Source organism: uncultured Xanthomonas sp., from assembly GCF_964278005.1.
Lineage (GTDB): Bacteria > Pseudomonadota > Gammaproteobacteria > Xanthomonadales > Xanthomonadaceae > Xanthomonas_A > Xanthomonas_A sontii.
The window spans coordinates 666,000-678,616 of sequence record NZ_CAXYKF010000023.1; the positions used below are offsets into that span (position 1 = coordinate 666,000).

A 12,617-nucleotide genomic window follows, 5' to 3' on the forward strand; every position below is an offset into this window, starting at 1 on the left:
CGGGCGCGTCGGCGACCGATCGCCGCGCGTTCGTGCAGAGAGCCCGGTGCCGATTCGTGTGCCGGCGAGGGCCGTGACGAAAGCGGTGCCATGACCCGACGACACCGCCGCGCGGTGTCGTCAGGTCATTCCCGGCTACTGCCGGATGATGCAGCTGTCCGCGGAGGCGTTGGACGCGCCCGGGCTGCAGGCGACCGCCGGGGCGCGGATGCCGCCGTCGACGATCAGGATCGAGTCGGTGGCGGCCGTCACGGTGCCGCTGCTGCCGCCATGTGCTGCGGCCGCCAGTTGCCTGGCCGTCTCGTCGGCCTTTTGCGGACTGGTCTCTGTCGTGCTGCCGGCATCGCTGGTCACCGTGGCGGCGGCGACCGAGGTGTTGATCGCCTGCACGGTGGTGGTCGGCAACTGGACAGCGCCGCCGCCATCGCCGTTGCCGGCGACCACGTTCAACAGGCCATCGACGTAGCTGATGGTGTAGTTGGACAGCCCCGCGCCGGTGGCGCCGGAGGCGGTGATGGCGTAGTTGCCGACCGCAGCGCCGCTGCCGGCACCGGCACTGTTCAGGGCGACGCCGGAGACGGTGTCGCGGTTGAGCAGGCCGGAGACACGGTAGCCGGTGAGGGTGGCGGTGCTGCCGACGGTCTTGCTGGCATCGCTGGCGACGATGCGCAAGGTGGCCGGATCGACGCGCAGGCTGCCGTCGACGTAGTTGACGACGTAGTTGGACAGCCCTGCGCCGGTCGCGCCGGAGGCGGTGATGGCGTAGTTGCCGACCGCGGCGCCGGCACCGGCGCCGGCGCTGCCCAGGGCGACGCCGGAGACGGTGTCGCTGTTGAGCAGGCCCGAAACGCTGTAGCCGCTGAGGTTGACGGTGCCGCCATAGGTCTTGTTGGCGTCGTTGGCGACGATGCGCAGGGTGGCCGGATCGACGCGCAGGCTGCCGTCGACGTAGCTGACAACGTAGTTGGACAGCCCGGCGCCGGTCGCGCCGGAGGCGGTGATGGCGTAGTTGCCGACCGCGGCGCCGGCACCGGCGCCGGCGCCGGCGCTGCCCAGGGCAACGCCGGAGACGGTGTCGCCGTTGAGCAGGCCCGAAACGCTGTAGCCGCTGAGGTTGACGGTGCCGCCGTAGGTCTTGTTGGCGTCGTTGGCGACGATGCGCAGTGTCGCCGGATCGACGCGCAGGCTGCCGTCGACGTAGTTGACGACGTAGTTGGACAGCCCTGCGCCGGTCGCGCCGGAGGCGGTGACGGCATAGTTGCCCACTGCGGCGCCGCTACCGGCGCCCGCGCTGCCCAGCGCGACCGCGGAAACGCTGTCGCTGCCGATCAGACCGGAAACGCGGTAGCCGCTGAGGTTGAGGGTGCTGCCGTAGGTCTTGGAGCCCGAGGTCGCCGTCACTGTCAGCGTCGCCGGGGTGATGGCGATGCCGCCGGAGACCACGTAGCCGATGTCGTAGCCCTGCTGCGAGGACGCCAGGCCACCGATCTGCAGCATGCCGTTGCCGGTGGTATAGCTGCCGACGCCATTGCCTGCGGTCGCGTAGCGCAGCGACGATCCGAACAGCAGGCTGGGGTTGAAGGCGCCGCCGGCCGTGTAGGACGAGATCGTGCCGCTGACACCGTTGCCGTCGTAGGTCTTGTCGAGCCCGGAGAGGCTGGTGCCGATCGTCAACGGGGTCAGGAAGCTGCGCAGCAGCGGCGTGCCCATGTGTTCGTACAGGCGCCAGGTCTGGCCGGTGCCGCCGCGGTTGTCGATCGCCCAGCCGGCATCGGTAAACGTGGACAGCGTGTTCAACGCGCTCCAGGACCTGCCGCCGCTGATCGCATCGATGCTGCCGGTGTTGCTGCCCGCCAAGCGCAGGCCGGCGTTGATCGGATTACCGCCGATGTCGGTGGCGAAGAAGCTGGCGTTGATCGTGCCACTGTTGGTGCCGACCAGGCCGCCGACGGCGTTGCTGCCGCCTATGTCGCCGATGGCGTAGCTGGCGTTGATGATGCCGCCATCGTTATAGCCGACCAGACCGCCGAGATACTGGGTGCCGATCACGCCACGGCCGCCGGCATAGGCCGCGTTGATGGTGCCGGTCAGGTTGTAACCGACCAGGCCGCCCGCATACTCGGTGGCGGCGATGAAACCAGTGGCATAGACACGGGCCAGACTGCCTCGAGAGTTGTACCCGACCAGCCCGCCGATGTACGACGTGCCGGAAACATCGCCGACGGCGTAAGCGTCGCTGAGGCTTGTGCTGAAGAGGTTACCGACCAGTCCGCCGACATAATTGACTCCCGATGCGCCACCGGTCGCGTGCGCGTTCGTGATGGTTCCCCTGTTCGCCACTCCGATCAGCCCGCCGACGTAGTTCGAGCCGGAGACGCTACCGCTGGCCTGCACATTGGTGAGGGTAACGGTGGACGCCTGGCCTAGCAGACCGCCCGCATGCGTGGTGGTCGCGGTGACGTTGCCGCTGGCCGAGGCGTTCTGGATCTGGCTCTGATTGGCGTTGCCGATCAGCCCGCCGACATGGTCGCCGCTGGCGGTGCTGGTGCTGGTCGCGCTGCCGCTGGCCTGCACGTTGCTGTAGTTGCCCTGGTAGTCGTTGCCGACCAGGCCGCCGACACTGCTGCCGCCGGAGACCGTGCTCGACGAGGACGACGCGTTGATCGTGCCGCCGGCGTTGCTGCCGATCAGTCCGCCGACGTAGTTGCCGCTGTAGGGGCCGCCGCTGCCGACCACGCTGCCGCTGGTCTGCGCGCCGGTGATCGTCCCGGCGTTGTTGTAGCCGCTGAGGCCGCCGATGAAGTTGCCGGTGCCGCTCATGGTGCCGGTGACGCGGATGCCGCTGAGCGTGCCGGCATTGAAGCCGGCGACGCCGCCCACGTAGGCAGTGCCGGTGACGGTGGCGCCGGTCAGGGCGAGGTTGACGATCCGGCTGGCAGCGCCAGTGTTGCCGAACAGGCCGACGTAGGACGTGCCGCCGCGGGCGATGGTCAGCCCGGAGATCGTGCGGTTCGCGCCGTCGAGGCTGCCGGTGAAGGCGTTGTTGCTGTCGCCGACCGGGCTGAAGCCGGCGCTGCTCCACATGCCGCTGGCGTTGCTGCCGGCGGTCTGGCTGGCGTCGATGTCGGCCGACAGGCTGTAGTTGGCCGCCAGGTTGTACGCCATCAACTGCAACTGGTGTGCGTTGCCGATGGTGGTGCTGTACTCGCTGGCCAGGAACGGGCGCGTCTGCCCCTCGATCATGATCCAGGCCGGACTGCCGATGCCATCGCTGGCGACGTAGACGTTGCTGGTGCCGGCGAGCAACGCCCAGGTGCCGAGATTGCCGTAGGTGCTGTGGCTGTAACGGTTGTTGCTGCCGAAGCTGGTCAGATTGGTGGCGCTGCCGCCGCCCCCGCTGCTGATGGCATTGGCCTGGCCGGTGCTGTCGACGTCCCACGACGCATTGCTGACGCTGCCCGAACTGGCGCCGATCAGTCCGCCCACGTTGTTGTTGTTGGTGCTGATGACGGCACCCGTGGCGTAGCTGTTGCTGACGCTGCTGGAGCTGACGCTGGCACCGCCCGCGTTATTGACGCCCACGAGCCCGCCCACCGAGGCCGTTGCGGTGACGCTGCCGGTGGCGTAGGTGTTGGCGATGGTGCTCTGGTAGTTCATGCCGACCAGCCCGCCGACCATGGAACTGCTGCCGGTCACGCTGCCGGTGGCGTAGCTGTTCTTGATCGAGCCGGCGTTCTGGTTAGTTCCGACCAGGCCGCCGACGGAACTGGTGCCGCTCACGGTGCTGGTGGAATACGTGTTGGTCAGGCTGCCGCCGTCGTTGTAGCCGACCAGGCCGCCGGTGTTGGAAGAACTGCCGGTCACGCTGCCGGTGCTGTGGGTGTTGCGGATCGTGCCGCTGACGTTGTTGCCCGCCACGCCGCCGACGGCGCTCTGCCCGTTGACGCTGCCGACGAACGCGCTGTTGTCGATCAAGCCCAGGTTGTAGCCGGCCAATCCGCCGACGCCGCCGGAGCTCCCGGTCACACTGCCGTCGACGGTGACGTTCTTGATCGCGCCCTGGCCGTAGCCGACCAGGCCACCGACGTAATAGCCGCCGGAGATGGAGACGTTGCCCAGGTGCACATCGCGGATGAGGCTGTTGCTGCTGGTGGTGCCGAACAGGCCGACGTAGCCGCTGGCGCCGGAGATGGTCAGGTTGTTGATGCTGTGGCCCAGGCCGGCCAGCTTGCTCTGGAAGGAGGACACCAGGGCGCTGCTGCGGGTGACGCCGGCCAGGTCGATGTCCTGGGCCAACGCATAGGCGCCGGGGCTGTTGAAATAGGTAGCCGCGTCGGCCAGCGAGTGGATCAGCGTGTACGCCTGCCCGTTGATCGCCAGGCTGGCGTGCGCGCCGCCGAGCGAGACGGGGGTGTTGACGTAGTAGTCGCCCGTGCCGCCGACGGTGCCGTTGTCGGTGTAGCCGCCGTAGTTCAGCACCAGGCCGGCCGTGTTGCCGGTGGCGGTGACGGCGGCATTGAGATAGATGCTGTGGTAGGCGTCCAGGGTCAGCGTGGAGTTGCCGCTCCAGCCGATCGCCGCATTGACGTTGATGTCGCCGCTGCCGTTGCTCACGGTGCCCGGGCCGCTGGCGTTGGTGCTGGAGGTGAGCAGGGTGACGTTGGTGCCGCCGTTCAACGCGCCGCTGATGGTGCTGGCGGCCGCGCTGTCCACGGTCAGGTCTTCCGGGTCGACCAGCCAGGTGCCGGCGCTGCCGGGGCCGGCGCCCTTGGCGCCGACGGCGATGCCGGAGAAGTCGACGGTGTGGCCGCTGGTTTCGAGCAGGCCGCCGCTGCCGCTGCCGGCCGCGTTGGCGCGCAGCGCGCCATGCACCGCGGTGTGGCCATCGGACCAGACCACGATGGAGCCGCCGTTGCCCTGGCCGGTCGCGCTGGCATCGAGCAGCGCGCCGTCGGCGACCGTGGCCGCATTGGCGTGTTGCAACTGTTCGCCGCCCTGGTAGCCGCCGCCGATGCGCACGCTGCCGCCGGCCGCGGTGCCGCTGGCGTCGATGCGGCCAGCGACGTTCACCGCGCCATCGGACAGCAGCTGCACGCTGCCGCCGTGGGTGCCGGAGACATCGATGCGGCCGCTGCTGGCCACGTCGCCGCCGCTGCCGACCAGGCGCACGCTGCCGCCGGAGGTGTCGATGCCGGTGGCTTCGAGCGCGCCGGTGTTGTTGACCAGCAACTGCGACAACCCGGTGCTGCCTGCCTGCAGCAGGATCTGCCCGCCATTGGCGCGCAGCGTGCCGCTGTTCTCCACCGCCGCCGCGCCATCCACCGACTGGCTGGCCGCCGCGACCATCTGCATGCCGATCGCGCCGGCCGCGTCCATGGTCACCTTGACCTGATCGGCGGAGAGCAGGCGGATGGCGCCGCCGTCGGCGCTGATGCTGCCGCGGTTGGCGACATGGTTGCCGACGAGATTGACCGAGCCGCCGTTGCCGGCGCGGATGCTGCCCTGGTTGACCACGCTGGCGGCGCCATGGTCGCCCCGCGCGAGCAGGTAGCCGTTGTCGTCGTCGCCGGCCAGGCCCAGCGAACTGGCGACCAGGCCGCCGACGTTCACCTGCGCGTGGTTGCCGAACAGGATGCCGGCGGAGTTGATCAGGAATACGTTGCCATTGGCACGCAGGCTGCCGTCGATGACGCTGGCGCCGCGGCTGGCGTCGATCAGGTTGAGCGCCACCGCCGAGCTGGACGGCTGCACGAACACCACGCTGGCGTCCTTGCCGACGTTGAAGCTGTTCCAGTTCAGCACCGCCTTGGCCGCGTTCTGGTCGATCTGCAGGGTGCCGCCGTTCTGCGACACGGTGGCGCCGGTGGCGCTGGACAGCGACGGCACGCCGCTGGCGTGAGCCGGCGCGGCCAGTGCGCAGGCCAGGGCGAAGGGCAGCAGCGGCGCGGCCAGGCGCGCCGCGCCGGTGCCGGTGGCGCCGGCGTGGCCGGTGGCGACTTCGGAGGCGACCTGGAGCACGCCGAGGTGGCGGTTGAAGACGAGGCGGTAGATGCGGTTCATGGAGATCCCCAGGTCAGAAGGTCAGGCCGAAGCGGGCCCAGTAGCGCACATCCTTGCCGTCGCCCGGCTTGGTGGTGCCGGTGGGCTTGGCCGCGGCCAGATCGAACGAGAGTCCGTGCCAGTCGGGCAGCCGGAAGCTGAGGCCGACGCCGGCGCCCTCGAAGGTGGTGACGCTGTCGTACACCGCGCGGTTGGCGCCGTTCGGGTAGACCCGGCCGTAGTCGTAGAACACGCTGGCGGTCAGCAGCTGACCCCAGGCGCGGCCGCCGAACGGCGAGGCGGCGCTGGCGAAGCCCGGTGCGTCCACCTGGTACTCCAGGCCGGAGTCGAAGCCGCGGTCGCCGAGCGCGGCGCCGAGCGGGAAGGCGCGCACGCTGGTCGGTCCGCCCAGCGAGAACTGTTCCAGCGGGGTCAGGGTGTCGTCGCTGTACTGGCCGTTGACGCGCAGCTGCAGCCGCTGCGTGGCGGTCAGCCCCTGCAGCCGGGTGTAGCTCAGGCGCGCGACGGTGAAGTGGCGGTCGTGGCGGGCGTACAGGTAATCGGTCTGCGGCGAATCGTCGTCGAGCGCGCCGCGCACGCTGAGCTGCAGCAGGTCGATGGCGTGGAGCCGGCGGTCGTCGTGGCGCACGCTGGTGCCGAGTTCGGCCACGTCGAATTTCTGCTTGGACAGCAGCACGCCCAGGCCCTGCAGGCGCGAGCTTTCCTTGACCAGGTGCAGCCAGCTCTGCACGCGCCAGGCATCGGAATTGACGAACTTCCAGTCCAGGCCCAGCGCGCTCTGCTGGGTCGGGCCCTGGATGTCGAGCGCGGCGAACGCGCCGTTGTCGAGGTTGACCACGCTGCGCGTGTAGGACGCGCTGGCGCTGAGGCCGTCGACGCCGGCGATCGGCACCTGGTAGGCGAGGCTGCCCTGCCAGGTATTGGCCGGATCCAGCGCATAGGCATAGCTGGCCGACAGGTGGTCGCCCAGACCGAGCGGGTTGTTCCAGTCCACGCCGAGCTGCGCGCGGTAGCGGCCGATGCTCGGGGTGCCGTAGTTGCTGGCGCCGACGCTGACCTGCAGCGGGCGCTCCTCGCTGGCCTGGATCACCACGTCGGTCTCGCCGGGGTTGGCGCCGGGCTTGAGCACGGAGGTGGCGGACACGCCCGGCAGGTCGCGGGTGTACAGCAGCGCCGACTGCAGATCCTGCTGGCGCAGGATCTGGCCCTGCAGGGCCAGGGCAGGGCTGGCGATCAGGCGGTCGTCGTAGCGGCGCGCGCCCTCGACGGTGATCTTGCCGACCCGGCCCTCGACCACGCGGATCTCGACCACCTGGTCCGGCCCCAGGGTCTGCACCGGCAGATATGCCCGGGCGACCAGGAAGCCGGCCTGGCGGTAGGCCTGGGTCAGCGTGTCGGCGATCTGCTGTAGTTGCGCGAAGCTGAGCTGGGCCGGCAGCGTGCCGCCGCCAAGTGCGCGCAGGCGCGCGTCGGCCAGCGCCTGCAGGCGCGCCGGATCGATCTGCTCGCGCGGATGGTCGCCGACGCCGGTGACGCGGATCGCCTGTACCGCGATCGGCGCCGCGGCGTCGGTGGTGCTGGTGCCGGTGGCCGGGGCGGCCTCCTGGGCCAGTGCCGTCGCGCAGGTCAGCGTCAAGGCCAGGCCGGCGGCCCACGGAAGCACGAACAGGGCATTCGCCAGCGTACTCGGACGCGGACGGCAAGAAATCGTCATGATGTTAAGGTGGCGTTAGGGTTGAGGCTCGCGCAATGTAGCCTTCCCACCGCCGATCAATCTGAGCGAATCTGAGCGCGCGATCACTCTTTGCGCGGTCCCCCGACACGCTGTCGGGATAATCCCCACAGCACGCTGTGCCAGCGCCGGGCGCTGGGCGGCCGCCATCTCAGTGAATCAGGGCGTGCCTGCGCCCGGGTGGAACGCAGGCCCTGTGGTGATTGGCGGGTACTCGCCGGGTCTCTGAGAGCGTCCGGGTCGACCGCTCAGGCTGCAGTGGCGCACTGCGCGTCGCGCAACGCCTGCCGGTACGCCTTGGCGGTGGCGTCGTTGTAGGCCACCAGGATGATCCGCTTGGGCACCGCATGCGCGCGCTGCCAGGCGTCGGTCTCGGCCACCGCGATACGCGCGGCCTGGTGCAGCGGGTAGCCGTAGACGCCGCAGCTGATCGCCGGGAACGCCACCGAGTGCAGGCCCATCTGTTCGGCCATGCGCAGGGCGCGCCAGTAGCAGTTGGCCAACAGGGCCGGTTCGTTGTGGGCGCCGTCGCGCCACACCGGACCGACGGTATGCAGCACGTGCCGCGCCTTGAGCTGGTGGCCCGCGGTGGCGCGCACCTCGCCGACCGGGCAGCGTACGCCCGGCTTGAGTTCCGGCAGGCGCCGGCATTCTTCCAGCAGTTCCGGGCCGGCGGCACGGTGGATGGCGCCGTCCACGCCGCCGCCACCGAGCAGGGACTCGTTGGCGGCGTTGACGATCGCGTCCACGTCGAGCTGGGTGATGTCGCCTTGCCAGATTTCGATCTTCATGCGCCGATCTTTAGGGGAGCCGAATGATGGATGCGTGAGGGTGTCGCCACCCGCCGCCGCGCGCTGCCACGGCCGCTTAACCGGCCAGCGGCAAGACTGACGCGCCCCCATCTCAGCACTTGCGACATGAACCCGAACCCGCCGCCGCCACAGGTCGCCGATGCCCTCGCGCAGGGCCAGATCATCAAGGCGATCAAGCTGCTGCGCGCGCACAGCGGCATGGACCTGCGCAGTGCGAAGGAGCAGGTGGATGCCTGGTTGCTGGCCGGTGCGGCGCGCTCGGTGACGGAGTTGCTCGACCGCCACGCCTCCGCTGCCGCAGCAGGCGCGACACCGGCAACGTCGGCCCCGGCGCAAACGCCGACCGAGGAACGGCGCCTGCCGCCGGCGGCGGAACTGGCGCTTCGCCGCGGCGAGCGGCGCACGGCCGCCAAGCTGGTGTTCGAGCACTATCCGGACATGTCGCTGCGCGAGGCACTGGAGATGGTGCAGCGGCATCTGCGCTCGGCGCCGACGCTGGGGGCTGCCTCGACCGTGGCCGCCGGCGACCGTGGCGGGGCCTGGCGTTGGGGGCTGCTGGCGCTGTTGCTGGCTGCGGCGGCGGCCTGGTGGCTGGCGCGCTGAGGCATGCCGACGCGGCCAGTGGCTACAGCCAGCGCGCGACCTGCGCGCAGTAGCGCGCATAGGCGCTGCCGAAGCGCTCGCGCAGGCGCGCTTCCTCGTAGGGGATCACCACCCGCTGCAAGGCCAGCAGCGGCAAGGGCAACAACAGCGCCGACCACGGCCAGCCGATCTGCACGCTCAGGCCGAGGTAACTCAGGGTCAGGCTGACGTACATCGGGTTGCGGGTCAGCCGGTAGGGCCCGTGGCAGACCAGGTGCGAGGGCGCGCGCTCGGGCAGCAGGGTGGTGCGGTCGCGCGCGAACAGCACGAAGCACCAGCATGCCAGCAGCAGGCCGGCGAGCGCGACGGCGCCACCGCCCAGTTGCAGCCAGGCCAGCGCGGTGCCCTGCGGCAACGGCAACGGCAGCGCGTGCTGCAGGCTGGCGCCGAGCAGCAGCGCCAGCAGGAAATGCGCCGGCGAGGTCGTGCGCACCAGCAACGGCACGCGCACCTGCGCGCGTGCGGGCGGTGGATCGGTGCGGTCGGTTCGGTCATGCATGCAGTCCTTCCCTGGTTCGGTTGCGGCCGCGCAAGTTTACGCGGCTGCCCACGGCGTCCGCGCGCGCGCGTCACGAATGGGCACGGGCGCGACCCGGCAGTGCCTCGTCGCGCGTGGCAGTGCGCGCAAACCCGATTACCCTAGCGCCCGTGCGGCACGTCGCCGGCGCTTGCGTTCGACGTGTCGCGTCGTTCCGCGTCGATCGCGCCCGACGCGCCGGTCGTTCCCTTTTCGCCACCACTGTCCCGCCTCATGCCAATCGCTTCCGCCAGCAGCACCGCCGCCCCGCGCCGCCGGGTCATCCTTGAAGACGACATCGACGGCTTCACTCCCGCGCAGCTGTTGCTGCTGCAATCGCCCGAGGTCGAGGTACTCGGCATCTCGGTGGTCAGCGGCAACATCTGGCGCGACGAGGCGCTGGCGCATACGCGTCGGCTACTGGAAATCGCCGGGCGTGGCGAGGTGCCGGTGCTGCCCGGCCCGGTGTTCCCGCTGCTCAACAGCGAGGTCGCCACCGAGCGCTGGGAAGCGCTGTACGGCAAGTTGCTGTGGAAGGGCGCCTGGACCCGGCAATGGGTCGAGCACGACACCGTGCAGAGCGCGCCGCGCTACCACGCCCACGACGTGGTTCCGGACCTGCCGCTGGGCAATCCCACGGTGGTGCAGGCGGCCAGCGAGCCGGCCGCCTTGTTCATGATCCGCAAGGTGCGCGAGTTCCCCGGCGAGGTCAGCATCGTCGCCACCGGGCCGCTGACCAATCTGGCCTTGGCGCAGCGGCTCGATCCCGACTTCGCCACGCTGGCCAAGGAACTGGTGTACATGGGCGGCAGCCTCAATCCGCGGCAGCGCCGCGACAGCGTCTCGGCGGCGCAGTTCGCGCGCGAGTTCGTCAATTCGCCGCGGCGCGAATTCAACATCCGCTGGGACCCGGAAGCGGCCAGCATCGTGATGCGCGCGCCGTGGCGGCGCATGGTGATGGTGCCGGTGGATCCGTCCACCGCCACCGAACTGACCCCGCAGCTGCTGGCGCGGATGGGCGCCGCCGACACGCCGATCGGCCATGCGCTGCGTCGGCGCGAACCTGGCTTCCCGATGTGGGACGAACTGGCCACCGCGGTGTGGCTGCGCCCGGAACTGGCCACCGTCAGCGAGACCCTTTACGTGGACACCAACACCGAGTTCGGCGCCGGCTACGGCGACATCCTGTCGTGGGCGCCGGGCTACCAGCCGGGCCTGGGCGAGCAGGCGCAACAGGTGGTGCGCGAGGTCGACGTGGAAGCGATCGAACAGTTGCTGATCGAGCGCCTGACCGCGCCGCAGCCGCCGGCGCTGGGCGCGCCGCTGCCGGTCTGAGGCATGGCGCACGCGGATTTGCAGTCCGGTGCACGCCACGTCGTCCTGCCGCTCGCGTGCGGGGCAGGCGGGACGCCGGCCTGCGGTGTGCCGGCATGAGCGTATCCGTGCCCGACGACCGCCTCGCGCAGGCGAAGGCCTTGGTCATGGCAGCGTTCCGGGAGCCGCAGCGTGCCGATGCGCTGCTGGCCGAGGCCGAGGCACTTGTGCGCGCCGCGGCCAGAACGGCACCCGCCGATCCACGCCCGCTCACCTGTCTGGGCGCGGTGCTGTGCGATCGCGGGCACTACCGGCGGGCAGCGGCGGCACTGCGCCGCGCCGTGCGCCTGCAGTCCGACGATCGCAGTACCTACTTCAATCTGGGCGTGGCCTTGCTCAACGTGGGCCAGCAGGCCGAAGCCATGGCCGCGTTCCGGCACGCGGCCAGCCTGCGCGCCGCGCCGATATCGTGGACGGCGTACTTCGATCCGCACGCACAGTAGCGATGCCGCGCCGATGCGGCAGCGCCAGGGCGCATGCCTGCCGCTGCGCGTTTACGGCAGGCCGGCCAGCCAGTCGTCGTCGCTGCCTTCGTTGATGTCGGCGAACAGCGGCGTGGAGAAGTAGCGTTCGCCGGTATCCGGCAGCATCGCCAGGATCACCGCGCCGGGCGCCGCGGTCTCGGCCACGCGCAGCGCGGTGGCCACCGTGCCGCCGCCGGAGATGCCAGTGAAGATGCCTTCCTCGGCGGCGAGGCGGCGCGACACGGTGATGGCGTCGGTGTCTTCCACGCTCAGCACCTCGTCGTAGACCTCGCGGTTGAGGACCTCGGGCACGAAATCCGGCGTCCAGCCCTGGATCTTGTGCGGCTTCCACTCCTGGCCCTGCAGCAGGGCCGCGCCGGCCGGTTCGGTGGCGGTGATGTGCACTTCCGGACGCGCGAGCCGCAGCACTTCGCCGACGCCGGTGAGGGTGCCGCCAGTGCCCCAGCCGCTGACGAAATGGTCGAGCCGGCGGCCGGCGAAATCGCGCAGGATCTCCGCGGCGGTGGTGCTGCGGTGGTAGGCCGGATTGGCCGGGTTGGCGAACTGCCGGGCCAGGAACCAGCCGTGCTGCCTGGCCAGTTCCTCGGCCTTGCGCACCATGCCGCTGCCGCGCTCGGCGGCCGGGGTCAGGATCACCTTGGCGCCGTAGGCGCGCATCAGCTTGCGGCGCTCGATCGAGAAGGTTTCCACCATCGTCGCCACGAACTTGTAGCCGCGTGCGGCGGCGACCATCGCCAGCGCCACGCCGGTATTGCCGGAGGTCGCTTCGACGATGGTGTCGCCGGGCTTGAGCAGGCCGCGCGCCTCGGCGTCGAGCACGATCGCCAGGGCGAGGCGGTCCTTGACCGAACCGCCGGGATTGAAGGCTTCGACCTTGACGTACAGGTCCACGTGCGCCGGCGCCAGCCGCTGCAGCTTGACGATCGGGGTGTGGCCGATGGTGTCGAGGATGTTGTCGTAGATGGCCATGGGCAAGGTCTCCGGGAATGGGGGGC

General features: G+C 70.4%; 8 protein-coding genes. 3 read left to right on the forward strand and 5 right to left on the reverse strand.

The window, feature by feature from the left end; all coding sequences use genetic code 11:
* Positions 1-135 precede the first annotated feature (135 nt).
* The 3 genes from ACHWVH_RS17195 to ACHWVH_RS17205 form a co-directional block, all read right to left on the reverse strand.
* Complete coding sequence (locus ACHWVH_RS17195) at positions 136-6,060, reverse strand: MBG domain-containing protein (RefSeq protein WP_394687611.1); 5,925 nt, start codon at positions 6,058-6,060, stop codon at positions 136-138.
* A 13-nt stretch (positions 6,061-6,073) separates the two neighbouring features.
* On the reverse strand, positions 6,074-7,774 hold the full coding sequence (locus ACHWVH_RS17200) for a ShlB/FhaC/HecB family hemolysin secretion/activation protein (RefSeq protein WP_279361380.1): 1,701 nt from the start codon (positions 7,772-7,774) through the stop codon (positions 6,074-6,076).
* A gap of 266 nt (positions 7,775-8,040) precedes the next feature.
* On the reverse strand, positions 8,041-8,583 hold the full coding sequence (locus ACHWVH_RS17205) for an O-acetyl-ADP-ribose deacetylase (RefSeq protein ID WP_152181057.1): 543 nt from the start codon (positions 8,581-8,583) through the stop codon (positions 8,041-8,043).
* Between the two features lie 126 nt (positions 8,584-8,709).
* On the opposite strand from ACHWVH_RS17205, the gene ACHWVH_RS17210 reads away from it, so the two are divergent.
* Positions 8,710-9,207: a hypothetical protein gene (locus tag ACHWVH_RS17210; RefSeq protein ID WP_295928129.1), complete on the forward strand. Its 498-nt coding sequence runs from the start codon at positions 8,710-8,712 to the stop codon at positions 9,205-9,207.
* Positions 9,208-9,229: 22 nt separating this feature from the next.
* Here ACHWVH_RS17210 and ACHWVH_RS17215 read toward each other — a convergent pair whose 3' ends face one another.
* Positions 9,230-9,745, reverse strand: a complete 516-nt coding sequence (locus ACHWVH_RS17215) for an isoprenylcysteine carboxylmethyltransferase family protein (protein WP_152236166.1) — start codon at positions 9,743-9,745, stop codon at positions 9,230-9,232.
* 252 nt (positions 9,746-9,997) lie between these two features.
* Here ACHWVH_RS17215 and ACHWVH_RS17220 point away from each other — a divergent pair, with 252 nt between their 5' ends.
* Together ACHWVH_RS17220 and ACHWVH_RS17225 are read left to right on the forward strand one after the other, a co-directional pair.
* Positions 9,998-11,098 carry a nucleoside hydrolase gene (locus ACHWVH_RS17220; protein ID WP_152181059.1) on the forward strand — a complete coding sequence of 367 codons (1,101 nt, stop codon included), beginning with the start codon at positions 9,998-10,000 and terminating at the stop codon, positions 11,096-11,098.
* A 95-nt stretch (positions 11,099-11,193) separates the two neighbouring features.
* Complete coding sequence (locus ACHWVH_RS17225; protein ID WP_017908607.1) at positions 11,194-11,580, forward strand: tetratricopeptide repeat protein; 387 nt, start codon at positions 11,194-11,196, stop codon at positions 11,578-11,580.
* 51 nt (positions 11,581-11,631) lie between these two features.
* Here the strand turns inward: ACHWVH_RS17225 and cysK are convergent, their stop codons facing one another.
* Entirely contained in the window at positions 11,632-12,591 is a 960-nt protein-coding gene (gene cysK, locus ACHWVH_RS17230; RefSeq protein ID WP_017908608.1) for a cysteine synthase A, read from the reverse strand.
* Positions 12,592-12,617 lie beyond the last annotated feature (26 nt).

What these genes read in the sequence shown, in the direction of transcription:
- ACHWVH_RS17195 (WP_394687611.1), bottom strand. Translation starts at nt 6,060, where the DNA reads ATGAACCGCATCTACCGCCTCGTCTTCAACCGCCACCTCGGCGTGCTC.
- ACHWVH_RS17200 (WP_279361380.1), bottom strand. Translation starts at nt 7,774, where the DNA reads ATGACGATTTCTTGCCGTCCGCGTCCGAGTACGCTGGCGAATGCCCTG.
- ACHWVH_RS17205 (WP_152181057.1), bottom strand. Translation starts at nt 8,583, where the DNA reads ATGAAGATCGAAATCTGGCAAGGCGACATCACCCAGCTCGACGTGGAC.
- ACHWVH_RS17210 (WP_295928129.1), top strand. Translation starts at nt 8,710, where the DNA reads ATGAACCCGAACCCGCCGCCGCCACAGGTCGCCGATGCCCTCGCGCAG.
- ACHWVH_RS17215 (WP_152236166.1), bottom strand. Translation starts at nt 9,745, where the DNA reads ATGCATGACCGAACCGACCGCACCGATCCACCGCCCGCACGCGCGCAG.
- ACHWVH_RS17220 (WP_152181059.1), top strand. Translation starts at nt 9,998, where the DNA reads ATGCCAATCGCTTCCGCCAGCAGCACCGCCGCCCCGCGCCGCCGGGTC.
- ACHWVH_RS17225 (WP_017908607.1), top strand. Translation starts at nt 11,194, where the DNA reads ATGAGCGTATCCGTGCCCGACGACCGCCTCGCGCAGGCGAAGGCCTTG.
- cysK (WP_017908608.1), bottom strand. Translation starts at nt 12,591, where the DNA reads ATGGCCATCTACGACAACATCCTCGACACCATCGGCCACACCCCGATC.